At 64.1% G+C, this 25,168-nt stretch carries 25 protein-coding genes; 10 read left to right on the forward strand and 15 right to left on the reverse strand.

Features of this window, described 5'->3' with window-relative positions:
• Positions 1-105: 105 nt before the first annotated feature.
• The 6 genes from ftsH to ACOX7T_RS04855 all read right to left on the reverse strand — a co-directional run bounded on the left by ftsH (position 106) and on the right by ACOX7T_RS04855 (position 8,443).
• Positions 106-2,109 carry an ATP-dependent zinc metalloprotease FtsH gene (gene ftsH, locus ACOX7T_RS04830; protein ID WP_433440416.1) on the reverse strand — a complete coding sequence of 668 codons (2,004 nt, stop codon included), beginning with the start codon at positions 2,107-2,109 and terminating at the stop codon, positions 106-108.
• Positions 2,110-2,210: 101 nt separating this feature from the next.
• Positions 2,211-2,759 (reverse strand): hypoxanthine phosphoribosyltransferase, encoded by a 549-nt coding sequence (hpt, locus tag ACOX7T_RS04835; RefSeq protein ID WP_433440418.1) that lies wholly within the window; start codon positions 2,757-2,759, stop codon positions 2,211-2,213.
• Positions 2,760-2,765: 6 nt separating this feature from the next.
• Entirely contained in the window at positions 2,766-4,148 is a 1,383-nt protein-coding gene (gene tilS, locus ACOX7T_RS04840) for a tRNA lysidine(34) synthetase TilS (protein ID WP_433440420.1), read from the reverse strand.
• Between the two features lie 395 nt (positions 4,149-4,543).
• A complete protein-coding gene (dnaB, locus tag ACOX7T_RS04845) occupies positions 4,544-5,893 on the reverse strand; it encodes a replicative DNA helicase (RefSeq protein ID WP_433440422.1) in 1,350 nt (449 codons plus the stop codon).
• Positions 5,894-5,968: 75 nt separating this feature from the next.
• Positions 5,969-6,415, reverse strand: coding sequence for a 50S ribosomal protein L9 (gene rplI / locus ACOX7T_RS04850; RefSeq protein WP_433440424.1), 447 nt, complete (start codon positions 6,413-6,415; stop codon positions 5,969-5,971).
• Positions 6,416-6,451: 36 nt separating this feature from the next.
• On the reverse strand, positions 6,452-8,443 hold the full coding sequence (locus ACOX7T_RS04855) for a DHH family phosphoesterase (protein WP_433440426.1): 1,992 nt from the start codon (positions 8,441-8,443) through the stop codon (positions 6,452-6,454).
• 312 nt (positions 8,444-8,755) lie between these two features.
• Between ACOX7T_RS04855 and ACOX7T_RS04860 the strand changes: the two genes are divergently transcribed.
• Positions 8,756-9,820, forward strand: a complete 1,065-nt coding sequence (locus ACOX7T_RS04860; protein WP_433440428.1) for a branched-chain amino acid aminotransferase — start codon at positions 8,756-8,758, stop codon at positions 9,818-9,820.
• 71 nt (positions 9,821-9,891) lie between these two features.
• On the opposite strand, the gene ACOX7T_RS04865 is transcribed toward ACOX7T_RS04860, so the two are convergent.
• The 3 genes from ACOX7T_RS04865 to ACOX7T_RS04875 all read right to left on the reverse strand — a co-directional run bounded on the left by ACOX7T_RS04865 (position 9,892) and on the right by ACOX7T_RS04875 (position 12,150).
• The gene (locus ACOX7T_RS04865; RefSeq protein ID WP_433440430.1) at positions 9,892-10,125 is read right to left on the reverse strand and encodes a putative signal transducing protein; all 234 of its coding nucleotides are present in this window, start codon (positions 10,123-10,125) and stop codon (positions 9,892-9,894) included.
• An 85-nt stretch (positions 10,126-10,210) separates the two neighbouring features.
• On the reverse strand, positions 10,211-11,680 hold the full coding sequence (locus ACOX7T_RS04870; protein WP_433440432.1) for a serpin family protein: 1,470 nt from the start codon (positions 11,678-11,680) through the stop codon (positions 10,211-10,213).
• Positions 11,681-11,682: 2 nt separating this feature from the next.
• A complete protein-coding gene (locus ACOX7T_RS04875; RefSeq protein ID WP_433440434.1) occupies positions 11,683-12,150 on the reverse strand; it encodes an RNA polymerase sigma factor in 468 nt (155 codons plus the stop codon).
• A 264-nt stretch (positions 12,151-12,414) separates the two neighbouring features.
• Between ACOX7T_RS04875 and ytvI the strand changes: the two genes are divergently transcribed.
• From ytvI to ACOX7T_RS04910, 7 genes are all read left to right on the forward strand, one after another.
• On the forward strand, positions 12,415-13,614 hold the full coding sequence (gene ytvI / locus ACOX7T_RS04880) for a sporulation integral membrane protein YtvI (protein ID WP_433440436.1): 1,200 nt from the start codon (positions 12,415-12,417) through the stop codon (positions 13,612-13,614).
• A gap of 203 nt (positions 13,615-13,817) precedes the next feature.
• Positions 13,818-15,158, forward strand: coding sequence for a S1C family serine protease (locus tag ACOX7T_RS04885; RefSeq protein ID WP_433440438.1), 1,341 nt, complete (start codon positions 13,818-13,820; stop codon positions 15,156-15,158).
• A gap of 433 nt (positions 15,159-15,591) precedes the next feature.
• A complete protein-coding gene (gene lexA, locus ACOX7T_RS04890) occupies positions 15,592-16,209 on the forward strand; it encodes a transcriptional repressor LexA (RefSeq protein WP_433440440.1) in 618 nt (205 codons plus the stop codon).
• An 18-nt stretch (positions 16,210-16,227) separates the two neighbouring features.
• Entirely contained in the window at positions 16,228-16,704 is a 477-nt protein-coding gene (locus ACOX7T_RS04895; RefSeq protein WP_433440442.1) for a methylated-DNA--[protein]-cysteine S-methyltransferase, read from the forward strand.
• Positions 16,705-16,707: 3 nt separating this feature from the next.
• Complete coding sequence (locus ACOX7T_RS04900) at positions 16,708-16,938, forward strand: permease of phosphate ABC transporter (protein ID WP_148316226.1); 231 nt, start codon at positions 16,708-16,710, stop codon at positions 16,936-16,938.
• A gap of 4 nt (positions 16,939-16,942) precedes the next feature.
• The gene (locus ACOX7T_RS04905; protein WP_433440445.1) at positions 16,943-17,155 is read left to right on the forward strand and encodes a DUF6440 family protein; all 213 of its coding nucleotides are present in this window, start codon (positions 16,943-16,945) and stop codon (positions 17,153-17,155) included.
• Entirely contained in the window at positions 17,152-17,904 is a 753-nt protein-coding gene (locus ACOX7T_RS04910; RefSeq protein WP_433440447.1) for an exodeoxyribonuclease III, read from the forward strand. The genes ACOX7T_RS04905 and ACOX7T_RS04910 overlap by 4 nt, the downstream gene beginning before the upstream one ends.
• A gap of 342 nt (positions 17,905-18,246) precedes the next feature.
• Here ACOX7T_RS04910 and ACOX7T_RS04915 read toward each other — a convergent pair whose 3' ends face one another.
• The 6 genes from ACOX7T_RS04915 to ACOX7T_RS04940 all read right to left on the reverse strand — a co-directional run bounded on the left by ACOX7T_RS04915 (position 18,247) and on the right by ACOX7T_RS04940 (position 23,773).
• Positions 18,247-19,068, reverse strand: a complete 822-nt coding sequence (locus ACOX7T_RS04915) for a P-loop NTPase (RefSeq protein WP_433440449.1) — start codon at positions 19,066-19,068, stop codon at positions 18,247-18,249.
• 77 nt (positions 19,069-19,145) lie between these two features.
• A complete protein-coding gene (locus tag ACOX7T_RS04920) occupies positions 19,146-20,084 on the reverse strand; it encodes a uridine kinase family protein (RefSeq protein ID WP_433440451.1) in 939 nt (312 codons plus the stop codon).
• A gap of 2 nt (positions 20,085-20,086) precedes the next feature.
• The gene (gene hemZ, locus ACOX7T_RS04925) at positions 20,087-21,568 is read right to left on the reverse strand and encodes a coproporphyrinogen dehydrogenase HemZ (RefSeq protein WP_433440453.1); all 1,482 of its coding nucleotides are present in this window, start codon (positions 21,566-21,568) and stop codon (positions 20,087-20,089) included.
• Between the two features lie 28 nt (positions 21,569-21,596).
• On the reverse strand, positions 21,597-22,202 hold the full coding sequence (locus ACOX7T_RS04930) for an MBL fold metallo-hydrolase (protein ID WP_433440455.1): 606 nt from the start codon (positions 22,200-22,202) through the stop codon (positions 21,597-21,599).
• Positions 22,203-22,233: 31 nt separating this feature from the next.
• Positions 22,234-22,677, reverse strand: a complete 444-nt coding sequence (dtd, locus tag ACOX7T_RS04935) for a D-aminoacyl-tRNA deacylase (RefSeq protein ID WP_433440457.1) — start codon at positions 22,675-22,677, stop codon at positions 22,234-22,236.
• A 28-nt stretch (positions 22,678-22,705) separates the two neighbouring features.
• Positions 22,706-23,773, reverse strand: coding sequence for an alanine racemase (locus ACOX7T_RS04940; RefSeq protein WP_433440459.1), 1,068 nt, complete (start codon positions 23,771-23,773; stop codon positions 22,706-22,708).
• Between the two features lie 192 nt (positions 23,774-23,965).
• On the opposite strand from ACOX7T_RS04940, the gene ACOX7T_RS04945 reads away from it, so the two are divergent.
• Entirely contained in the window at positions 23,966-24,433 is a 468-nt protein-coding gene (locus ACOX7T_RS04945) for a hypothetical protein (protein WP_433440461.1), read from the forward strand.
• Positions 24,434-24,474: 41 nt separating this feature from the next.
• Positions 24,475-25,095 carry a hypothetical protein gene (locus ACOX7T_RS04950; protein WP_433440462.1) on the forward strand — a complete coding sequence of 207 codons (621 nt, stop codon included), beginning with the start codon at positions 24,475-24,477 and terminating at the stop codon, positions 25,093-25,095.
• Positions 25,096-25,168: the final 73 nt, after the last annotated feature.

The following is a 25,168-nucleotide window of genomic DNA, read 5'->3' on the forward strand; positions in this document are numbered from 1 at the left end:
ACATGCACAGTATAGCAAATAAGAAGTACTATAAACCGGACTTTTAAGAAGGGCGCAAAAAAACATCCCCGGACGGAAACTCCGTCCGGGGATGTTTTTCAGCTTTTACTTCTTGTCCTCCGGCTTATCCTCGTCGGGGGCGGGGACGTCGATGTCCTCAGGGGACATCCGCTTGCCCTCGGGGGTCAGCTCACTGCGCTGGCTGCGGATGGAGGGTGTCCTGTCCGGGCGGCTCTTGATGCGGCCGTCGGGCTCCCGGAGGGCGTCCGGGTCGGTAAAGACCTGCTCGAAGGCGGCGGCGTCCATGGTCTCGTTCTCCAGCAGGTACTCGGCTGTCAGCTCCAGCTGGGCGCGCTGCTCGGTGAGAATGGCGCGGCAGCGCTCATAGGCCTTGTCAATGATGGCCTTGACCTCCTGGTCGATGAGGTCGGCGGTCTCCTCGGAATAGCTCTTGGCCTGGGCCATGGAGCGGCCGATGAAGATCTCGTCGTGGCCGGAATCAAAGACCACGCTGCCCAGCTTCTCGCTCATGCCGTACCGCATGACCATGTTGCGGGCGATGGAGGAGGCCCGCTGCAGGTCGTTGCCCGCGCCGGTGGAGATATCACCCAGCACCAGCTGCTCGGCCACGCGGCCGCCCAGCAGGGAGGCGATGCGCTCCTCCAGCTCGGTGCGGGAGAGGAAGCTCTTGTCCTCCTGGGGCAGGGAGATGGTCATGCCGCCGGCACGGCCACGGGGCACGATGGTGATCTGGTGGACCGGGTCGGCGGTCTCCAGGGCGTGGCTGACAATGGCGTGGCCCGCCTCGTGGTAGGCGGTGAGCTTGCGCTCCCGCTCAATGACCACCCGGCTCTTCTTCTCCGGTCCGGCGATGACCTTGATCACCGCCTCGTGGAGGTCGGGCATGGTGATGAACCGCTCTCCGCGGCGGGCAGCCAGCAGGGCGGCCTCGTTCATCAGGTTCTCCAGGTCGGCGCCGGTAAAGCCGCCGGTGGCCTTGGCCACGTCCTTCAGGTCCACATCCTCGGACAGGGGCTTGTTGCGGGCGTGGATTTTCAGAATCTCCTCCCGGCCCTTGATGTCGGGCGCGCCCACGTAGATCTGCCGGTCAAACCGGCCGGGGCGCAGGAGGGCGGGGTCCAGAATGTCCTGCCGGTTGGTGGCGGCCATGACGATGACCCCCTCGTTGGCGGCAAAGCCGTCCATCTCCACCAGCAGCTGGTTCAGCGTCTGCTCCCGCTCATCGTGGCCGCCGCCCAGACCGGTGCCTCTCTGGCGGCCCACGGCGTCAATCTCGTCGATGAACACAATGGCGGGGGAGTTTTTCTTGGCCTGGTCAAACAGGTCGCGGACACGGCTTGCGCCCACGCCCACATACAGCTCCACAAAGTCGGAGCCGGAGATGGACAGGAAGTGGACACCGGCCTCACCGGCCACAGCCTTGGCCAGCAGGGTCTTACCGGTGCCCGGAGGGCCTACCAGCAGGATGCCCTTGGGGATGCGGGCGCCCAGGGCCAGGAAGCGCTTGGGGTCCCGCAGGAACTCTACCACCTCCCGCAGCTCCTCCTTCTCCTCGTCGGCACCGGCCACGTCGGCAAAGGTGACCTTCTTGCCCTCGTCGGAGACGGTGCGGGTGCGGGCCCGGGAGTAGCGGCTGGTCTTGTCGGCTCCGCCGCCCCCACCGCCGGCCTGGCGCTGGAACATGATATACCACATGGCAAAGAAAATGACCACAATCACCAGCGTGGGCAGCAGGGCGGTGGCCCAGGCGGGCAGGCGGAAGCCCACCGGGTAGTCAAAGGCCTGAATGATGCCGTTGGCGTGCTGCTTGACGATGGTATCGTTGAAGTCCTGGTAGAACAGCTCAAAGCTGGGCAGCTTGTAGGTGACAGTATAGCTGCCCTGGTAGGGCTCCCACAGCTCCATGGTCAGGGTGTCGTCCTTGACCTGGACGGTCTTGACCTGCTGATTGTCCAGCAGGTCGTGGATTTCGGAGTAGTAGACCGCTTTCCCGGCGTTCAGCCCCATCAGTGCGTACACGGTGGAGAGCAAAATGAGGAAAATAAACAGGTAGAACACCAGGTCGCGGCCGGAAATTTTCTTCTTCAATACGGACCTCTCCCTCCACGGGGCGCCCCATGAGGGCGGGCCCGTTTCATTTCACAGCTTATGATACACCGCCGGAAGGCCGGGATGGACAGGGGCTGTGCTCAGCCCTCGCCGCCGTACACCCGGGGCTTGAGGATGCCGATGTAGGGCAGGTTGCGGTACTTCTCGGCGTAGTCCAGGCCGTAGCCCACCACGAACTCGTCGGGAATGGTGAAGCCGGTGTAGTCCACGTGGACCTCCTTCACCCGGCGGTCGGGCTTATCCAGCAGGGTGCACAGCTTCATGGACGCGGGCTTCCGGGCCTGGAGCAGCTGCAGCAGATAGGCCAGGGTGTTGCCCGAGTCCAGAATGTCCTCCACCACGATGATGTCCTTACCCTCGATGTCGTCGGACAGGTCCTTGGTGATCTGCACCTGGCCGGAGGAGGTGGTGCCTCTGCCGTAGGAGGACACGGACATAAAGTCGATGGTGCAGGGCACCTCAATCTTCCGGGTCAGGTCGGCCATGAACACAAAGGAGCCGCGGAGCACCGAGATGAGCATGGGCTCCTTGCCGGCGTAGTCCCGGTTGATTTGGGCGGCAATCTCATTCACACGCTTATTCAGCTCTTCCTCAGAAAAAAGTACCCGTTCAATGTCCTGTTCCAGCATAATCGCTCATCCTTCCATTTTCTCTGTTTCTGTAGGGTTGTATTCTCTCGCCCGCCGGACAAAGCGCAGCGCCGCGCCGAAGCGGGGGTGCTCTCCGTTCTCGCCCAGCCCGGCCACGGCGATGACACCGTCGCCGTCGGCGGCTACGGGGACCCGCTCCCGGTCCCGCCGGGGAATTTTTTCGTCTATCATCAGCTTTTTCACCGTCCTGCTTCTGCGGCCGGGACGGGTCAGCTCGTCCCCCTGCTGCCGGGGGCGCACAATCAGCCCTGGCCAGGGCTCCTCCTCCAGCACCAGCTTCCAGTCGGTGCCAGGGATGGGGTTCTCGCCCCGCACCGGGGTCACCGGCTCAAAGGGAGGCCGGGGGTCGTCCTGGGTGGTGAGGAGCAGCTCGCCGTACACCCGCTGGGCCAGACGTCCGCCGGGCAGAAAGGCCACCGCCGACGGGTCATCCCCCCGGCACAGGTTCACAATGGCCTCCAGGTGGGCGGCGGAGCAGTCAGTATCCCCGTCACCCATCATCTCCAGCAGCCGCCGGGCGGCCCGGGGGGCGATGGCGGTGGGTGCGTCGGCCAGGTAGTGGGCCTCGATGACCAGGTCGTCCTCCGCCCAGCGGGCGTGGGCGCACACCTGGGCGGCCTGGGCGTTGAGAAAGTCGTTGTCAGAGCGCAGGTAGCGGGTGGTGTCCGTCATGCGCCGGACAAAGCCGGGGTTGAGCTCCTCCAGCAGGGGCACCACCTGGCGGCGGATGCGGTTGCGGGTAAAGCGCTCGTCGGAGTTGGAGCTGTCCTCCACGTGGGGGATGCTGTACAGCGCCAGGTACTCCTCCACCTCCCGGCGGGTGGTGGTGAGCATGGGCCGTACCAGGTCCCCGCGCCGGGGCGCGATGCCTGCCATGCCCTGGAGCCCGGTGCCCCGGATGAGGTGGAGCAGCAGGGTCTCGGCGTTGTCGTCGGCATTGTGGGCGGTGGCAATGCGGTCACAGCCCAGGCGCTGGGCCGTCTCCCGCAGGAAGGCGTACCGCATGTCCCGGGCGGTCTCTTCCAGCCCGCGGCCCTGCCGGGCGGCCTCAGCGGCCACGTCGCCGCGGCCCACCACCAGCTCCACGGCGGGCAGAGTGCGTTCCCCGTCGGGGCCGTCAAAGCGCTGGGGGCCGCACCACTTGGCCACAAAGTCCCGGACAAAGGCCTCGTCCCGGTCGGACTCCTCACCACGAAGGCAGTGGTTGTAGTGGGCGGCAATCAGATTGAATCCCAGGATGTCCCGCAGCAGCCACAGCCGGTGGAGCAGGTACACCGAGTCGGCGCCCCCGGACACGGCGCACAGCACCGTGCCCCCACGGGGGAGCATGTCGTATTCCATTGCAAGGGTATTCAGGGCGTCTGTCATAGATTCTCCTTATGAAAACAGGGGAAAAGCCTCGCAGAGTTTCCGCCGCTGTGCGGCGGAAAGAAAATTCAAGGAGGTGCGGAACAGGACATGGCCTGCGCAGCACACCACTGCTTGCTCCGCCACCGGCGGGCAACCACCCCCGCCGTGCGGGGGTGAGGGGGGTATCGCGGGCATTGTGCCGCCCTAGCGGCGCGGTGCCCGCGTATCCAGGGGGGACAGCGTCCCCCCTGGAAGATATCACGCCTCGCGTCGTCCTCGCAAGCTGCATATCACTCGCCCCGGCATAAATGCCAGGGCTCGCTCACTCCGCTGCTCGTCCTCTCCCCAGAAAAGCGCTTCGCGCTTTCCCGGGGGCCCCGGTTTCTCCGCGCGGCGCATGACGGCTCGGTCGCTTAATATTCCTCGTGCCGCCGGTCGATGGAGGAGAAGGTGGTGTACTCGGGCAGCCACTGCAGCTCCACCGTGCCGGTCTCGCCGTGTCGGTTCTTGGCGATGATACACTCGGCCAGGTTGTGGTTCTCGTCGTTGTCGTTGTAGTAGTCGTCGCGGTACAGGAACATGACGATGTCGGCGTCCTGCTCGATGGCGCCCGACTCACGCAGGTCGGAGAGCATGGGGCGCTTGTCGCTGCGGCTCTCGGGGCCACGGGACAGCTGGGACAGGCAGACCACCGGCACGTTGAGCTCCTTGGCCATGATTTTCAGCGCGCGGGAGATGTCGGAGACAATCTGCTGCCGGTTCTCGCCGCTGCTGCGCTGGGGGCCTCCGGCGGAGGTCATCAGCTGCAGGTAGTCGATGACCACCAGCCCCAGGTTGTCCACCCGGCGGCATTTGGCGTTCATGTCGGCCACCGACAGGGCCGGGTTGTCGTCAATGAGAATCTGGGTCCGGTTGAGGGCGGCCGAGGCGGCGGCAATTTTGGTCCAGTCCTCCTCGCTGAGCCGGCCGGTGACCAGTTTCTTGTTGTCCACAAAGCTCTCGCCGGAGATCAGACGCATGGCCAGCTGCTCCCGGCTCATCTCCAGGGAGAAAAAGACCACCGTCTTGCCCGAGAACTTGCCCGCGTGGAGCAGCACGTTGAGGGCGAAGGAGGTCTTGCCCATGCCGGGACGGGCGGCCAGCAGGATAAGGTCGGACTTGTTCAGACCCGCGATGGCCCGGTCCACGTCGGGCATGCCAGTACTCAGGCCGGGCACCTCGCTGTCCTGGGCGGCCAGCTCGTTGAGCCGCTCGTACACGCTGAGGATGACCGTGGAGATGTGCTCCAGGCCCTGAGCGGCCCGGCCCTGGCGGATGGCGTAAATCCGCTGCTCCGCCACGTTCAGCACATTCTGGGCCGTGCTGGTGCCCTCCTGGATGAGGGCGGTCAGATCCCCCGCCGTCTCGGCGATGCGCCGCAGCAGGGACTTGTCCTTCACAATGGACACATATTCCTTCACGTTGGCCGCCGTGGGGGTGATCTCCATCAGCTGGAGCAGATAGCTCCGGGAGGTGTTCTCGTCATATACGCCGTTCTGGCGCATGTGGTCCAGCACGGTCACCGGGTCGATGGTCAGGGAGAAGTTGAACATGGAGTAGATGGTCTCGTAGATCTCCCGGTTCTGCCGCAGGTAGAAGTCCTCACCCCGCAGCTCCTCCACCACCTCGGGCACGCATCGTGAATCGATGAGCATGGAGCCCAGCACCGCCTGCTCGGCCTCCACCGAGTGGGGCATCTGCCGGGTCAGCAGCGCTTCATCCATATTCTCACCTCCTGGGTAAAAATCAAACGCTTTTCTGTCGTGGGAGAAAAGGCTGTTCGCAGGGAGAAGGTTTCCTTACTCCTCCACCACCATGACGCTGAGGGTGCCGGTAATCTCATAACCCAGCTTGACCTTGAGCTTGTAGCCGCCGAAGGCCTTGATGGGCTCCTCCTGGACGATCTTGGTCTTGGCGATGTCCAGGCCGAACTGGGCCTTGAGGGCGTCGGAGATCTCCTTGGAGGTGACGGCACCGAAGAGACGGCCGCCGTTGCCGCCCTTGGCCACCACTTTCACGGTGATGCCGGCGAGCTTCTCGGCGATGGCCTGGGCCTCGGCCTTTTCGGCGGCCTCCTGGGCCTTCTTGGCCTTCTCCTGCATCTTCATGGTGTTGATGTTCTCCGCCGTGGCGGGCACGGCCAGCTTCCGGGGCAGGAGGAAGTTGCGGGCGTAGCCGTCGCTGGCCTCAATCATCTGGCCCTTCTTGCCCTGTCCCTTGACGTCCTGCTGTAAAATAACCTTCATGTTATATCGTTCCTTTCTGAAAATAAGGTGTTTGTTTTATTCATCCTCAAAATACTGGTCAATGGACCGGATGAGGTCCCGTGTGACCTGGTCCAGCGTACCGGGCACCTGGGCGCCTGCGGTAGCGGCGTTGCCGCCGCCGCCCAGCTTCTCCAGCACCACCTGGACGTTGGTGTCCCCCATGCTGCGGGCCGAGATGATGACCCGCTCCCCGTCGGGGAAGAGGACGAAGGACGCGTCGATGCCCGCGATGTTGAGCAGCTCGTCTGCGGCCTGGGCGGCGGTGACACGGCCCACGGTGTGGTCCACCCGGGCCACGGCGATGTTGTTGCGGTACATTTTGGCGTTCTGGATGATGTCGTACTTGGCGATGGTGCCCTCCAGGTCGTTCTGGAAGAGCTTCTTCACGTCGCCGGTGTCGGCGCCCGCACGGCGCAGGTAGGCCGCCGCCTCAAAGGTGCGGCCGCCGGTGCGCATGGTGAACTGCTTGGTGTCCAGCACAATGCCGGCCAGCAGGGCCTCCGCCTCGGCCCGCAGCAGGTCGGCGGGCTCCATGGCGTACTGGAGCAGCTCGGTGACCAGCTCGCTGGCGGAGGAGGCGTAGGGCTCGTGGAAGTTGAGGGCGGCGTTGGCGATGTAGGTGGCGGCCCGGCGGTGGTGGTCGATGACCGCCACCTTGTTGCAGGAGAGCAGCACCTCCTGGGCGGACACCTGCTCGGGCCGGTTGGTATCCACCACCACCAGCAGGGCGTTGGCGTCGGCCATGATGAGGGCGTCCTGGGCGGAGAGGAACACATCCCGGTACTCGGGCAGGGCGGCAAGCCGCTCGGCCATGCCGCTGGCCGGGTTCTGGCCGCTCTCCTTGATGATGTGGGCGTTCACGCCCCGCTTGCGGCACAGGGAGATGACGCCCGCCGCAGCGCCCATGCAGTCCAGGTCGGGGTACTTGTGGCCCATGACGAACACCATGGACGCCGAGCTGATGAGCTCGGAGAGGGCGTTGGCCATAACCCGGCTCTTCACCTTGGTGCGCTTCTCGGTCTCCTTGGAGCGGCCGCCGTAGAACTCAAAGGTGAACTTGTTCTTCACCACCGCCTGGTCGCCGCCCCGGGACAGGGCCATATCGATGGACAGGTTGGCGAACTGGAACAGCTCCTCCAGGCTGTCGCCGTCCTTGCCGATGCCGATGGACAGCGTGGCGGGGATGCCGTTGGGGCTGGTGATGGCGTGGACCGCGTCCAGCACGGCGTACTTCCCGTCCTGATAGGCCTGAAGGTGGCGCTCCTCAAAGATGAAGAGGTAGTGGTCCCGGCTGTAGCGGCAGAAGATGCCGCCCACCGGGGCTGCCCACTCGTCCAGCTTGGCGTTGATCTCGCTGAGCAGGGCGGAGCTGGCGTTGTCCGACAGGCCCTTGAGGATCTCCTCGTAGTTGTCCAGCAGGAGGATGGCCACCACGGGCCGGGAGTCGTAGAACTCCTCCTTCACGTTGGAGAACTCGGTCACGTCCACCCAGTAGGTGGTGGCCAGGAAGCTCTGACGGCCCCGGTCGTCGGTGCGCACCAAATGGCCGTACACCAGGAACCGCCTGTCCCCGATCCGCACCTCGTTGGGGCACTGGCTCTTGCCCTCCATGAGCCAGCGGGAGTTGAAGTCGGGCACCGCGGCGGACAGCTTGGTGTCAAACAGGTGCTCCCGCTCGCCGGTGAGCTGGAGGAAGCGCTCGTTGGACCAGATGACCTCATCGGTCTCCGGCTTGAAGATGACCATGGGCAGAGGGGCGTTGACCATGGTGTCCTTGGTGGCCACGTCGATGTTGCAGGTGACGTTGTCGATATACTTGAGGATCTCCCGGCGGCGCAGGTTGTTGGCCCGGCGGAAGTAGCAGTAGAGCATGAGCACCACCACCGCCTCAGCCAGCCCCAGATAGAGGTTGAAGAAGGCGGAGGCCACGGTGAAGCACACCAGGGCGATAAAATAGAGCCGCAGACTGGGCTCCAGCAGATGGCTGAGCTTGTTTTTCTTTTTCACGGCGTTCTCACCTCGGCACACACAGCACATAATGAGAGAAATTATTATATCAAAAAACCCTTTTCAATACAAGCCGCACGGTAATTTTTGAAGAGAAGGGCTTTTGACGGTCCGGTGTTTTTTCCCGGGCGCTGCGGACCTTTTTGCCGCTCCTTTTCCCAGGAAATTGTATCTCACGTTACATTCTTCCCCCGGCCGCCGTGCCATAATAATGCAAACAGCCCGGGTGTCCGTTTCCCTTGCGGCCATCCCGTCCGACTGCTATACTAAAGGGTATCCCAATATCTTTTATGAGGTAAGGAGGCCGTCTCCATGCATGAATTTCCCATCACCCGGGCCGCGCAGCTCAAGCCCAAGCCCGACCCCAAGACCCTTTCCTTCGGCAAGGTCTTTACCGACTACATGTTCCTGATGAACTACAACCCCGAGCAGGGCTGGCACGACGGGCGCATTGTCCCCTACGCCCCCATCGCCCTGGAGCCCTCCGCCATGGTGTTCCACTACGCCCAGGAGGTCTTTGAGGGCATGAAGGCCTACCGCAACCCCGAGGGCGGCGTGCAGCTGTTCCGCCCCCTGGACAACGTCCGCCGGATGAACGACTCCTGCGAGCGCCTGTGCATCCCCAAGCTGCCCGAGGACCTGGCCCTGGACGGCATCAAGGCCCTGGTCAAGACCGAGGCCGACTGGGTGCCCAGCGAGCCCGGCACCTCTCTGTATATCCGTCCCTTCATCATCGCCACCGACGCCAGCCTGGGCGTCCACGCCTCCCACACCTACCTGTTCTGCGTCATCTGCTGCCCCGTGGGCGCCTACTACGCCGAGGGCATTAATCCGGTGCGCATCTATGTGGAGAATGAGGACGTCCGCGCCGTCCGCGGCGGCACCGGCTACACCAAGTGCGGCGGCAACTACGCCGCCTCCATCCGGGCCGGCGAGCGGGCCGAGGGTCAGGGCTACGCCCAGGTCCTGTGGCTGGACGGCGTGCACCGGAAGTATATCGAGGAAGTGGGCTCCATGAACGTCATGTTCAAGGTGAACGGCGAGATCATCACCCCCGAGCTCACCGGCTCCGTGCTGCCCGGCATCACCCGCCGCTCCTGCCTGGAGCTGCTGCGTGACTGGGGCTACCCCGTCCAGGAGCGGCTCATCACCGCCCAGGAGCTCTTTGACGCTGCCGCTGAGGGCAAGCTGGAGGAGGCCTGGGGCACCGGCACCGCCGCCGTCGTCTCCCCCATCGGCGAGATGGGCTGGGAGGACAAGCACACTGTGGTCAACGGCGGCAAGATTGGCGCCGTGACCCAGAAGCTGTACGACACCCTCACCGGTATCCAGTGGGGCACCATCCCCGATCCCCACGGCTGGGTAGTCAAGCTCTGAGCAGAATAAGCAATACCCCCCGGGACAGCGCCATGTACTGTCCCGGGGGGGTATTTTTCATAAAAAGCGGTTCATCGGTAGAGCGCCCTGGAGAGCGCACCGCAGGCCCGGTCATAGTCCTGCTTTTTCACATAGATTACCATCTGTACCGGCAGGTCGGGGATGCCGCCCCGGTCCATGCTGGCCAGGCCCTTGAGCTTGACCTGATAGGGAATGCCCTCACCGGCCAGAATGGTGCGTGCCTTGGCCTGGAGGGGGGTGTCGTAGGTGGAGAGCACCTCTTTCCTGTTCCAGAAGGCGATCATGGGGACCTCCTCTCCCGCTGCTGGATATATCCTTCTGTATTGATTATATAAAATACGGGGAGAAGATGTCAATAAAGCGGGAAATTTATGCCTTTGGGCTCTCCACCACGCCCACAAAGAGCACCGTGTCCCCCGTCCTGATGAGGAAGAGGAAGGGCCGGTCCAGGTCCATGACGCAGATGGTGGGGTCCTCGGGCGGGGCGCCGGCGCCGGCGGCGGGCATCAGGGTGACGGCTGCGGCCTCCACCCCCTGCTCATCCACTGTCACCCGGGCAATCTGCTTGACCTGGTCCACCCACACCGGCTCCGTGTCGGTGAGGGGGGAGAAGTCGGCGGATTCCCGGTCCAGGGCGTCGGTGATGCCCAGACCCTCCAGGGTGGGCTTCAGGTCCAGGTCGGAGCTGACGTCAAACTTGGGCACGGACCAGCGGACCTCGCCCTGGATGGCGTCGTCACTGTCCATGTCCAGGCCGGAGAGGAAGTCCGGGTCGGAGAGCAGGTCATTGGGGGTGACCCCCTCCTCGGGCAGCACAAAGACCATCTGCCCCAGATAGGTGGACAGGGCGGCGGCCTCATACCCCTCCCGGCGCAGGAAATGCACGTTCCTGTCCGTGCGGTGCATGAAGTCCACTGTCAATTCTTCACCGGCGGCGGTGGTGAAGGCGTCCTCGCTGGTGTTTTCAGGGAGAAACTCGTCCCGCCAGCCCGCCTGGTAGTACAGGGTGGAGGCCAGTACCGCCAGGGTGTCCGGGGTGGTCTCCAGCACCTTTCCGTCCCCGCCGATGAGCCCCCTGGTCTGCTCCGCCACCCAGGCGGACAGAGCATTGTCCGCCTTGTCGGTGCCCATGGGCACCCGGTAAGAGGCGGCGTAGTAGTCCTCCGCCAGAGTGTCCGGCACGTCCTGGTGAAACGCCATGCCCTCCCCCAGCCAGATGGAGCTGCCCGGCAGCAGGGACGCGGTGCCGTCGTCGGTGTACAGCGCGTGCCACAGGCTGTCCGCCCAGCTGCGCAGCTGCTCCAGGTCCTCCGCCCCCAGGGAGGCCAGCACCTGCTGGCGGCTCTCCCCCGCCGTGGTCTCGGCCAGCATGGCCAGGGCAAACCACAGGGAGATGGGAGAGTAAATCCGGTTGTTCTCCCCCGCCAGGGCCAGGGCGGCGCTGCGGGCGGAGAAGTCCGCCAATGCCTCCGGCAGGCCGGGCTGATCCTCCAGGGCCGGGGCGGCGTCCCGGAAGGTGCGCCAGTCGTCCCAATAGGCGTCATAGGCGTCGTTCCAGTCGTCCCAGGCCTGCTGGTCGGCCAGGATGGAGGGCTCGGCGGGGACCTTGGCCAGCTCCGGATACTCCGGCACCGCCAGGGCGTAGGCGCTGCCGCCCGATGCGGGGCCGGTCAGGCCGGGAATGCCGGTGAAGAGCAGCACCGCAGCCAGCACCGCAGCCGCCGCGGCGGGAATGAGGGGGCGGCGGCGCTTTTTGCGCCCTGCCCCTGTCACGGCCCGCTCCACCAGCTCCGCCGAAGGCCGGAGGGCGTCATTGGCCGCCTTATATCTGTCCATCATGGTTAATCGTCTCCTTTCAATTCCGCGGCCAGCCTGCCCCGCCCCCGGGCCAGCCAGCTCTTCACCGTACCCTCCCGGGCGCCGGTCAGGGAGGCAATCTCCGCCACCGAGTACCCCTCACAGTAGTGGAGGTGGATGGCGGTCCGGTAGGGCCTGGGCAGGGCCAGTACCGCCTGGTATACCGTCCGGTCCTCCTCCGGCACGGCCTTGGTCAGCGCCTCTTCCAGGGGCAGGCTCCTCCGCCAGGGGGCGGAGAGCAGAGTCCTGGTGCAGTTGAGGGTGCAGCGGATGAGCCAGGCCTTCCGGTGCTCGTCGCTGCTCAGCTCCCCCTCGTGGCGGAAAAAGCGGGCGAATACCTCCTGAAATACGTCCTCACTGTCCTGGATGTGGCGGGTGCGGGCCAGGGCCAGCCGCCACACCATGCCGCCCCAGCGCTCCACCTGAGCCCGGGCGGTCCTCTCGTCCGTCATATTCCCTCACCTCTTTTGGGCATCCTCTGTCCCGGAGACCACCTGCCATGCCCCCAGCGGGCCGCCCTCCGGGACCTCTTGCATTTATAATACCAGAAGAGAGGCAGGAAGGTTGCGGGCCGGGGGAACTTTTGTGAATTTTTAAAAATATTCATGGATTCTTGATGCTATCCCACCGGACCCGTGCTACAATGATCATAAATTGCGGCGCAGAAAAACGGGGCGGCATTGAGCGCACCCGGAGATGCGCGGGGAGGAATTGCTGTGAATGGGAAAGAGCTGACCTGGCGGGAACGGGGGCGGCTGTGGCTGCGGCTGGGCATCCGGCTGGCCGGGACGATTCTGGTGGTGCTGTTTCTGGTGTACGGCGCACCGCCTTTACTGGGGCTGCTGATGCCCTTTGTGCTGGCGCTGGTGCTCACCTGGATTCTCAATCCGGCCATCGTAAAGGTACAGCGGCGGTTCGGCGGGTCACGAAAGGCGCTGTCCCTGGTGATGCTGATTCTGATTTTCACCATAGCGGGGGGCATACTGGCGGCGCTGGTGTACAGCATTGTCAGCGAGGTGGCCTCCCTGGTGATGAACTGGCCCTCTATCTGGGCGGACAGCTTACAGCCCGCCATTGTAGGCCTGGAGGAATTCCTCTCCGGCCTGTTTATCGGCCTGCCGGACCAGGTGAGCCAGGGGGCCACGGCCGCGCTGGACAAGCTGGTGGCCTGGCTCAATGAGATGATCCCCAGCCTGCTCAGCCATGCGGGCAGTGCGGCAGGCTCCTTTGCCTTCAGCATCCCCTCCTTCGCGGTGGCGCTGGTCATCTTCGTCATGGCCACCTATTTTATCGCCTCCGACTATCCCCGGCTCCGCCTCATGGTCACCGACCGCCTCTCCCCCAGCGTCCGGGACTTCTTCGGCAGCGTCAAGCGCACGGCGGTGGCGGCCTTCGGCGGCTATGTGAAGGCCCAGCTGATTTTGTCGGTGGTCATCTTCTTTATCCTGCTCGTCGGCTTTGTGGTCATCCGCCAGCCCTACTCGGTGCTGCTGGCCTTCCTGCTGGCGGTGCTGGACTTTATCCCCATCGTGGGCTCGGGCACCGTCATCGTCCCCTGGGCGGTGGCCGACCTGTTCCTGGGTGAGTACCGCCACGCCGTGGAGCTGATGGTCATCTGGGGCATCATTGCCCTGTTCCGCCGTGGAGCCGAGCCCAAGGTGGTGGGCGACCAGACCGGCCTGTCCCCCATTCTCTCCCTCATCAGCATCTATGTGGGCATGAAAATCGCCGGTGTGGCGGGCATGATTCTGGGCCCGGTGCTGTGCATGGTGGTCATCAACATCGGCCGCCTGGGGGTGCTGGACGGGGTGCTCTCCGACCTGCGCCTGGCCGCCGGAGACCTGACTGCCATCCTGAAAAACCGTCCTGCACTGGAAACAAAACGTGAGGATAAAGATGCAGAACGGCGTGACTGAGCGGTTTTCTTAAACTTTTTTAAGACTGATGCGAAAAAGCTGCTGCTCCGGGGGAAAATATTACGGCACCCGGTGAAAGTTCAAATTTCATTTTATCTTTCTTCACGCTTTGGACATAAATTCCGGTTATGCTTAGACCCGTAAAAAGGAAACGGGTACGAAACCCGCCGAGAGAGTATCTCGTGATAGAAGGAGCGACAGTTATGTATTACAGCGATTTTAACCCTGAGAACCGCCCCGAGGAGCAGCAGCCCCAGCAGACCTTTGAGGCGACCTCTTATCGCATTGAGGACGACGTCCGTCCCACCAAAAAGAAGAAGCGGGTTTGGCCCAAGATTACCGCCCTGTGCCTGGTGTGCGCTCTGCTGGGCGGCGGCGCCGGAGCGGGGGTCATGGCCCTCACCGGCGGCGTGAAGGGCAGCACCACCGTCTACCAGGGCGACCACGCCCCCACGGTGGTCAACGTGTCCAACGTGACCACCAAGGAGCCCCTGACCGCCGCTCAGATTTACGCCACCTACGTCAACGCCACCGTGGGTATCACCACCGAGATCAACACCAACGTCTACGGCCAGGTGGTTCAGACCGCCGCCTCCGGCTCTGGCTTTGTCATCAGCCAGGACGGCTACATCGTCACCAACTACCACGTCATTGAGGACGCCAGCAAGATTACCGTCACCTTCGTGGACGGCAAGAGCTACGACGCCACCCTGGTGGGCGGCGACGAGGAGAACGACATCGCCGTGCTGAAGATTGATGCCACCGGCCTGGCCACCGTGGTCATCGGCAGCAGCGACAATCTGGTGGTGGGCGATCAGGTCTACGCCATCGGCAACCCCCTGGGCGAGCTGACCTACTCCCTCACCGGCGGCTATGTCTCCGCCCTGGACCGGAACGTGACCATGAGCGACGGCCGCCGTATGAACTATATCCAGACCGATGCCGCCATCAACTCCGGCAACTCCGGCGGCGCCCTCTTTGACCAGTACGGCCAGGTGGTGGGCATTGTGTCCGCCAAGCTGTCCAACAACGGCGACTCCTCCGAGGCTTCTGTGGAGGGCATCGGCTTCGCCATCCCCATTGACAACGTGTGGAGCATGATCACCGACATCATGGAGTACGGCTACGTCACCGGCAAGCCCTATATGGGCATCATCAACACCAACGTCAGCGGCGAGGCCCAGCGCTACGGCGTGTCCGCCGGAGCCTATGTCCTGGGCGTGGTGGAGGATTCCTGTGCCGCCAAGGCCGGCCTTCAGGTGGAGGATATTATCACCAAGATTGATGATACCGACATCACCTCCTCCGATGACCTTCAGAACGCCCTGGCCGAGTACCGGGCCGGCGACACCGCCACCCTGACGGTGAGCCGTTCCGGTCAGACCCAGACCCTGACCATCACCTTTGACGAGCGCACCGACGAGCGGGTGGCCGCCTCCCAGGAGCTCCATGACCAGCTTGAGGAGGAGCAGAACCAGCAGTACGGCCAGCAGTACGGCAACGGCTACGGCGGCTATGGCTACGGCTGGCCCTTCGGCTGGTAAACCAACCCGGTACAAATTCATCAGACAGCCTGGACGGGCGCGGCAATTGCTTGCCGCGCCCTCAGCCTGTCGAAAAAGGCTTTTCGACAGGCTGCCGCACTTTTTCGAACTTTGAAAAGCTCGAAAAAGTGGTTTGATTGCACGCGAAAGACAACCCTGACGGTTTTCTTTCACACTATCTTTCCCTCCGAAACCTTTGGCCGAAGGGCTTATCGATAGTCTGAGCGGGCGCGGCAATTGCTTGCCGCGCCCTTTTTCTATGCCGGTGCGAAGGAGAAAGAAAAATGGCGGGTTTTTAGAACGAATGTTTGCGTTTTGGCGGAGGGTGTGATATAATAGCGTACACCGAGACCGAGAGAAAAAAACGGCGTACAGTCCCCTTTATGGGGCCGCGCCCGCCTGCCGCCGGCAGGCCAGACAAGGAGGGCTCGCAATGAGGGTACTCTCTCCCAAGCAGCAGCAGATTTACGACTATATCGTGTCCTTCCAGGCCGACCACGGCTATCCCCCCTCCGTCCGGGAGATCGGCGAGGCGGTGGGGCTCAAGTCCCCCTCCACGGTCCACTTCCACCTGAAGGGGCTGGAGGAGAAGGGGCTCATTATCAAGGCCGAGGGCAAGACCCGTGCCATCACCGTCAGCGGCTCCGCCGGACGGTCCATCGCCGAGGAGGAGAATCCCAGCGCCAACCGGGTGCCCGTGGTGGGCAACGTGGCCGCCGGGTCCCCCATCCTGGCCGAGGAGTGCATTGAGGACTACCTGACCTTTGACACCGGCGGTCTGTCCGGTGAGCACTTCGCCCTGAAGGTGCGGGGCGAGTCCATGCTGGGGGCGGGCATCCTGCCCGGGGACCTGGTGGTGGTCCACCGCCAGCCCGAGGCCCACAGCGGCGAGATTGTGGTGGCCCTCTTTGAGGACGAGGCCACCGTCAAGACCCTCCGCTGGAAGGACGGACACCCCTGGCTCATGCCCGAGAACCCGGACTACCAGCCCATCGACGGCGCAGGTGCCGAGATTCTGGGCAAGGTTGTGGCTGTGGTGCGCAAGTACTGAGGCCCATGAGATACAGATATGAACCTGACTTTGTTTGACACACCCCTGGGCCTTATGGGGCTGGAGGAAGAGGACGGCGCCATTGTGCGGCTGCTGCTGCCGGGGGCGCCTGTGCCCAGAATCGCCTGCCATGAGACCCCGCTGCTCACGGAGGGAAAACGGCAGGTGCTGGAGTACCTGGCCGGAGCACGGCGGGTGTTTGACCTGCCTCTGGCCCCGAAGGGGACGGAGTTTTACCGCTCCGTGTGGCAGGCGCTGGAGGAAATCCCCTACGGGGAGACCAGGAGCTACCGGGACATTGCCCAGGTGGTGGGACGGCCTAAGGCCGTCCGGGCAGTGGGGCAGGCCAACCACAACAACCCCATCCCCATCATCATCCCCTGCCACCGGGTGGTGGGGGCCAACGGCAGCCTGACCGGCTACGGCGGCGGGCTGGACCTGAAGGAACGTCTGCTCCGGCTGGAGGCCGGGGTGGTGGAAGGAAAGGAGCATTAAGCCATGAAAAAGCTCATCGCGGCGGGAAATCTGTACCTGAAAAAGATGGACCTGTTTGACATCGCCCTGCTCAAGCTGTGTCTGGGTGCCCTGGGCGTGCTCATCGGCCTGGGCGCCGCCAAAAAGCACCGGAAAAGCGCCGGCGTGCTGGCGGGGCTGGTGTTCTGCCTGACCTATGTGCCCCTGATGGGCCGGTTCTTCCGTGCCATCGTGACCGGGGACGGGGAGGAATAAGAGAATGGCAAAAACGGACAAGCGGTTTCAGGTGATCCGCCGGGAGGCCCCGGCGGGCGGCTTTGCAATGGAGACGGTCATTTTGCTGGACACGCTCACCGGCGTGCTCTACCTCCAGGTGGTCAACGGGTACGGCGGCGGGCTCACCCCCCTGCTGGACCGGGACGGCAGGCCGGTGATCTGGGACAGCGCCCAGCCTCTGGAGGAACTGGATTGAAACTGGTATCGTGGAATGTAAACGGCCTGCGGGCCTGTCTGGGCAAGGGCTTTCTGGAGTCCTTCGCCGCCCTGGACGCGGACATCTTCTCCATCCAGGAGACCAAGATGCAGCCCGGCCAGGCGGAGCTGGACCTGCCCGGCTATAAGCAGTACTGGAACAGCGCCGAGAAGAAGGGCTACTCGGGCACGGCGGTGTTTACCCGGCTGGAGCCCCTGAATGTGACCTACGGCATCGGCTCCGAGGAGCACGACAGAGAGGGCCGGGCCATCACCCTGGAGTTTGAGGACTTCTACCTGGTCAACTGCTACGTGCCCAACGCCCAGCGGGAGCTGACCCGGCTGGACTGGCGCATGGAGTGGGAGGATGCCCTGCGGGCATACCTGCTGGAGCTGGACAGCAGAAAGCCGGTCATCTACTGCGGCGACCTGAACGTGGCCCACCAGGAGATCGACCTGAAGAACGCCAAGTCCAACCGTGGCAACGCGGGCTTTACCGATGAGGAACGGGCCAAGATGACGGAGCTGCTGGAGGCCGGATTTGTGGACTCCTTCCGCCACCTGTACCCCGACAGGACCGGCGCCTACTCCTGGTGGAGCTACATGTTCCACGCCCGGGAGAAGAACGCGGGGTGGCGTATCGACTATTTTATTGTCTCCAGGTCCATTGCGGACAAAATCGGCGACAGCATTATTCACCCCGAAATTATGGGCAGCGACCACTGTCCGGTGGAGCTGGATATTTTCTAAAAACTTCGAAAAAGGCGTGAGACGCCTTTTTCGAGGGGGATTGCAGGCCGCTGCGCGCATAATCCGGCCGCAGGGCGGCCGGATTCCACACTTGCGGCCTGAGATGTGTTTTTCCGACGCGCATGTCGCCGGAAAAACAGATTTCACTCTATTTTGCCGCCTGCGGGCGGCAAAACTCTGCCGAGGGCTCTTTTACAGGTCGGAGGCAGTCCTCTTCCTGCGGCAACCTCCGCTGTGACAGACAAAAACGCCCTGCTGTGGAAATCACAGCAGGGCGTTTTGTGTTCTGTTTCCCGGGAAATGGGGGTGCTATCCCCATTTTTGCGGCCGGATGTGGAAAACTTACTGGTCCAGAGCCTCGGCCACGCCGGTCATATAGTTGGGCTCGAACTTCTCGATCTCGCCCCGGTCGCAGGCGGCGGCCACAGCGGGGTCGATGGGCAGACGGGCCAGCACCTTCAGGCCCAGCTCGTCGGCCACCTGGTTGATGCGGCTCTCACCGAAGACGGCGTGCTCCTTGCCGCAGTCGGGGCACTTGAAGTAGCTGTAGTTCTCCACCAGACCCAGCACGGGGATGTCCATCAGGCCGGCCATCTTCACGGCCTTGGTGACAATCATGCTCACCAGGTCCTGGGGGGAGGTGACCACGATGATGCCGTCCACGGGCAGGGACTGGAACACGGTCAGGGGCACGTCGCCGGTTCCGGGCGGCATATCCACGAACATGTAGTCCACGTCGCCCCAGACCACATCGGTCCAGAACTGCTTCACGGTGCCGGCGATGACGGGGCCGCGCCACACAACGGGGTCGGTCTCGTGCTCTACCAGCAGGTTCAGGCTCATGACCTCAATGCCGGTCTCGGACACGGCGGGGTTGATGCCCAGGTCGGAGCCGGTGGCGCGCTCGTGGAGGTTGAAGGCGGTGGGGATGGAGGGGCCGGTGATGTCGGCGTCCAGGATGGCCACCTTCTTGCCCCGGCGGCGCATGGCCACAGCCAGGGAGGAGGTCACCAGGCTCTTGCCCACGCCGCCCTTGCCGCTGACCACGGCGATGATCTTGCCGATCTTGGACAGGGCGTTGGCGGGCGCCAGCAGGCTCTGGGGTGCGGTGCGCTCCCCGCAGTTCTCGCCGCAGGAGGAGCAGTTGTGCGTACACTCAGACATTGGAAAATCCTTCCTTCATCTTTAAAAGTTCATTGTCTCGGTTGATATATGAGAAAACAGCGGGAATCCGCTGCCGCTCAGCGGTATTTGTAGCTGCCGCCGCCGATGAACTCCCGCAGCAGGGAGTCCTTGGCCACCATGGCCGGGTCCACCGCCTCAAAGGCGTCAAAGGCCCGGATCAGGTCCAGCAGCTCGCTCCGGCGCTGGTTCTCCTCGGGTACGGCCTGGAGCATGGGCAGGGCGTAGTTCTTCATGACGGACACCTCATAGCGCAGGGAGGAGTCGATGATGACGTCCGCCTTGTTCTTGAAGGGGGAGATGTACAGCTTCTCGCCCCGGCGGACGTTGGCCCACATGTCCAGGGTGGCGGCGATGTCGGTGCCCCGGAAGTTGTAGTCCCGGACGGCACGGCGGGTCAGCCGCATCCAGGTGCCCTTGAATACCAGCTTGTCTCCGTCGCACACGTTGCTGCGGGCGGAGATGTACAGCTTGGTGGCCTGGGGGTGGCGGCCGGCGATGTCGTCGTTGAGGGCGTGAATACCCTCGAAGATGGCGATCTCGTTCTCCTTCAGCCGCAGGGGCAGGCCACGGGCGTCGTTGCGCATCTGGCGGGCGAACTCAAACTTGGGGATGATGACCTCCTCACCCTTGGACAGCTTGGTGAAGGTGTCCCCCAGCAGCTCCATGTCCAGGCACAGGGGGGACTCGTAGTCGATATCCCCCTCGGGGGTACGGGGCGCGGTGCGGGGGTTCATGGTCTTGAAGTAGTTGTCCATGGAGATGGTGTGGGTGGAGATACCCCGCTTCTCCAGCTCCTCCTCCAGCTTGAGGGCAGTGGTGGTCTTGCCCGAGCCGGAGGGCCCGGACAGCAGCACAATGGGGCTCACCTTGGCCCGCTTGGCGATGGTGTCGGCGGCGGAGACCACCCGGCGGTGGAAGTTCTCGTCGCACTCGGCCAGGAATCCGGCGGCGTCGGCCCGGATGCGGTCGTTGATCTCATGCAGGGAATATGCCATGGTTACCTCCTTGCGGCGTAAAAGTCCGCCAGCTTCTCCTTGTCGGCGATAATCCTGTCAATGGTGTTGATATACTCATATGGGTACTTGGGGTCGGAGATGCGCTCAATGCGCCCGGCAGTCCGGTCCACCAGCTTGGTGACGCCGCCGCCGCCCAGAGCCAGCACCGAGTGCAGCTCCTCCATCATGCAGATGTTGTAGAGGTTCTCAAACCCGGGCCTGGTCCAGCCCACGTTCTCAAAGGAACCGGACATGTACTTCTGCCGGTACAGGTAGTAGGGCACATAGCCCGCGCCCCGCAGGGTGGTCCAGGCGTAGTCCAGCATGTCCGCCACATCCTCCGCCGTGGGCAGGTGTCCCCCCTCGGTCATGAGCCGGGAGCCCTTTTTCAGCGCCAGGGTGTGGACGGTGATGTTGGCCGGGTCCATGGAGAGAACCTGGTCCAGGGTGGCGCGGAAGCCCGCCGGGCTGTCCTCGGGCAGACCGGCAATCAGGTCCATGTTCACGCAGGGGATGCCGGAGTTTTGTACCAGCTCATAGGCCCGGAGAATGTCCGCCGCCGTGTGGGAGCGCCCCATGGCACGGAGTACCTGGTCACTCATGGACTGGGGGTTCACCGACACCCGGTCGGCCCCGTTTTCCTTCAGAGCGGCCAGCTTTTCCGCCGTGATGGTGTCCGGCCGTCCGGCCTCCACGGTGTACTCGGTGCAGCGGGACAGGTCGATGTGTGCCCGGATGTGGCCCATCAGGGCGGAGAGCTGCTCCGCCGACAATGTGGTGGGGGTGCCGCCGCCGATGTACACCGTGCGGACATACAGCCGCTGACGTTTCAGCAGGTCCCCGGCGGCCTCCACCTCCCGGAACAGGGCCTCCAGGTAGGGGGGCAGCAGCTTGAGGGCCTTGCCCACGTCGGCGGACACAAAGGAGCAGTAGGCGCAGCGGGTGGGGCAGAAGGGGATGCCCACATAGAGGGAGATCTCGTCCTCCTTCAGGCTGTCCAGGGCGGCCAGACTGGCCCTGGCACAGTCCATGGCCAGCTTGCGGCGGACGGCGGTCACATGGTAGGTGTCCCGCAGCAGAGCCTCGGCCTGGGCCGGGGTCTCTCCCCGCAGCAGAGCCTTTGTGGGAATCTTCACCGGCCGCACGCCGGTGAGGGCGCCCCAGGGGGGCTCCTTCCCCAGCACCGCCACCGCCGCACGGTAGAAGGACAGCTTCAGGGCCTTCTGCAGCGCCCGGTCCAGCTCCACCTGGCCGGTGATGCCAACGGTCTTCACCCGGCAGGAGCCCACGGCAGATTTTCCCGCCCAGGTGAGGGCGGTGCGGCCGGTGGCCCACTGCTCCCCCCGGAAGAGGGTGATGTGGGCCTGGTCCTCCCTCTCCTCCGCCGGCTCCTCCGGGTAGAGGGGCCGCTGGCCGGGGAACAGGGTGAGCATAATCTGCTCGCAGGCGTATTTGTAATCGTGGCCGGTGAGATAGAGTTTCATGGATGCGTACCTTTCCGGCGGGAGGGGGTCACTGGCCCGCGGCCTCCCGCATGTAGTAGTTGCCCTTACGCTCCGCCTCCAGGGTGGAGAGCGCGTCGTGGCCGGGGCAGACCCTGCAGTCCCCTGGCAGAGCGGCCAGCCGCTTGAGGGAGTTCATAATGGCGTCGTAGCTGCCGCCGGGCAGGTCGGTGCGCCCCATGGAGCCCCGAAACAGGGTGTCCCCGGTGAAGAGGGTGTCCCCCACCTTCAGGCACACGCCGCCGGGGGTGTGGCCGGGGGTGTGGAGGACCTCCACCGTCAGGCCGCCCACCAGAATCCGGTCCCCGTCCCCGTAGTCCTCCGTGGGGCCGGGGTCGGGGATGAGGGCGCCGTCCCGGGCGGCCTTGTCCGCCGGGTGGAGATACACCGGCACGTCGGACAGGGCCCTGCGCAGCTCGGGCAGGGCACCCACGTGGTCGTAGTGGCCGTGGGTGAGGAAGATAGCGGAAACCGTCAGGCCCAGCTCCTCCACGGCGGCCAGAATGCCGGCGGCATCCCCGCCCGGGTCCACGATGGCGCAGCGCTCCGAGGCGGCGTCGCCGAAGATGTAGCAGTTTGTGCCGATGGGGGGCACGGTCAGATGTTTGAAAATCATGTTCAGCACCTCACTTGGGTTGATGGGGGTGTCACATATGGTCGGTGTCCAGGAGGATGGTGACGGGGCCGTCGTTCTGAGAGAACACCTGCATATCTGCCCCAAATTCGCCGTGTTCAACATGAAAGCCCCGGGCGCGGCAGGCGTCCATGAAGCCCTCGTAGAGGGGGATGGCCACGTCGGGCCTGGCCGCGCCGGTAAAGCCGGGGCGGCGGCTCCTGGTGTCGGCGTACAGGGTGAACTGGCTCACCACCAGCAGGCTGCCGCCCACGGTGGCCAGGTTCAGGTTCATCTTCTCGTTCTCGTCCTCAAAGATCCGCAGGCCGCACACCTTGTCGGCCATCTTCTCGGCCTGGGCCATGGTGTCCTCCGGGGCCACCCCCAGCAGCACCAGAAAGCCCTGGCCGATCTGTCCGTTTATCTTTCCCTCGATCTCCACCGAGGCGTTTCGTACTCTGGTAACGACTGCGCGCATGCCGTCAAAATCCTCTCTTTATCTGAAATCAGCGGTACTCCCGAGTAAAGCCCCGGGCGTACATGGGGTCAATGTCGAAGTGGACCAGGTCGCCGGAGGAGCACTTCATGTCGGTCACGTCCAGCAGGGTCTCCATGGCGCCGATGCGGCCGATGACCTTCACCTTCTGCCCGTCAATGCGGACAGTGATCCGCCTGCCCCGCAGCCACCGGCGGATGGCGGCCCAGAAGCCGGGGTCCCGCACACGGGCCACGCCGAAGCCGTTCTGGTACCCCACCGGCAGCACCCCCACCCGGGTGGGCCGCCTGAGGGTGACGGGCTGCTCGCTGCCCACGGTGTGGCCCGCAGGGAGCCAGCGGACCTCCTCCAGGGAGGCCTCGCCGTACCCCACCCGCTGGAGGCCGTCCCCCTTGGTGCGGCGGCACCGGCCCAGCAGCACCGAGCCCGCCCGCACCGCGTCCAGCAGGGCGCCGTCGTAGTGGAGCAGGGCGAAGGAGCCTGCGGCGTGGACGGTGCCCGTCTCAAACCCGGCGGCGCGGATGGCCTCCAGAAGATTCTGGAAGGACTGGATTTGAGCGGCGGCCTCCTTGCCGTCGGCCTTTACAGAGTGGAGCTGGGTGTAGATGCCCGAAATGGCCACGTTGGGCAGGTTGCGGTAGGCGGAGAGCACCTTCTCCGGCTCGGCGCACAGAAAGCCCCCGAAGCCCAGGCCGGTGTCCACCTGGATGTGGGCCTCGGCCACGGTGGAGCGGCTCTCGGCCAGGCCGTTGAGGGCCAGACCCGCGTCGATGGAGCCGATGGTGCACACCGCGTTTACGTCCACCAGCTGCTCCAGCTCCTCCCGGTCGGCGGTGGAGCGGAGCATGAGGATCTCCTCGTCCACAAAGCCCGCCTTGCGCAATGCGGCGGCGTCCGCCGGCTCGGACACGGCAAAACGGCCAATGCCCTCGTCCCGCAGGAGCTTGGCCATGTCCACCAGCCCGGCGCCCCCCGCGTCCCCGGTGAGGGCGGCGTAGACGGCGGCCCGGCCCGCCCGCTCCCTGACCACGGCGATGTTCTGCTTGACGGCCTGTCTCTCTATCACCAGGGTTTTCATGTCCGCGCCGCCTTTCCAACATAATATTTAATTTATTATACCCTTGAAAAGCGGAAGCGTCAACGCCGGAGGGGCGGCTTTGGGGTGGAGAAAAGGGTCCGGGGCTATTGAGGCCCGCTGTGCAATATGGTATTATAATTATGAAGAAAGCCCCGGAGAAAACGGCAGAAACAGTGGGGAGAGGGAAAGAAAATGAAAAAACGGGTCCTTATCTGCGGGGCCGTCCTGCTGACGGTGGTCTGTGGGGTGTTACTCCTCTGGCGGGGCGGGCGGGGGTACCGCCTTCCCTTTTCCGCCCAGGAGGTCTCAAATGCGGAGATCTGCTATTTCAACGCGCTCCAGAAAAAGACACTCACCGACCCGGAAGATGTGGCCCGGCTGACCGGCGCGCTGGGCGGGCTTATGCCGGAGGGCGGATATCAGCGTATTCCCACCGGGGGGCAGAGCTTTGACGTGTTCATCACCCTGGACAGCGGGGAGACATGGCAGTGCACCTACTGCCAGACCGCCGGCGACAGCGGGTATTACACCGACGGCACGGTGTGGCTGGCGGTCTCCGGCCTGGATCTGAAGGCGGTGTGGGCGGAGCTGGTCAGCCCGGCGGAGGAGGTCCCCCCGGGCGGCATGCCCGAGGGTCTGCCCCTGGAGCCGGCCGGATAGGGCGGCGCAGGTACGAGCTGCTGTGAAGGAGGAGATGTGAAATGACACTCAATGCTTCCGTCCCCATGATTGTCTACATCGCCATGGGCGCGGTGGTGGCCATCTGCATCGCCCTGCTCTATTTCCTGCTCCACAAGGGGGAGAGGAAAAAGCGGCTCATCTCCGGTGGGTGCATGGTCCTGTGCGCGGCCTACCTGGTCTGGTTCTACTTTCCCTACCGATTCCCCGCCGACCCGGAGCGGGTGCAGATAGAAAATGTTTACACGGAGGACCAGATGCCTGTGTTTGTCGATGTGTCGCCGGAGGGCGGGGATGATCTGGAGATCACCGAGGAGGAGGCCCGGGAGATTGTGGAGCTGAGCAACGGCCTGCTGTTCCGCCGGAGCATGTTCGAGATTTCCGGGGACAGCGACCTGAACTTCCCGCCGGTGAGACCGGGCGTGTACACCTCGCCGGAAAATGAGTACATCCGCGTGCGGATCTCCCGCCCCAACGGGCCGGATCTGGCCGTCACCTGCGCCCTGGGGGAGAAGGGCTTTGGCGACTACGGCGGCATTCACTGCATCGAGAGCGCCTACAGCCGGGTCTACGGCGCGGAGCCGCTGGTGGCGTATATCCGGGACCTGGCCGTCCGGTACGGCATCCAGCCGCCGGAGTGGTGACAGCAGAAATCCACTGAGAAGAGGAAATATGGGGGACCGCCTGACGAAACGGCAGGCGGTCCCTTTTCCTGTA

Origin of the sequence: Pseudoflavonifractor sp. (assembly GCF_050943825.1) — a bacterium.
Taxonomy (GTDB): Bacteria; Bacillota; Clostridia; order Oscillospirales; family Oscillospiraceae; genus Pseudoflavonifractor.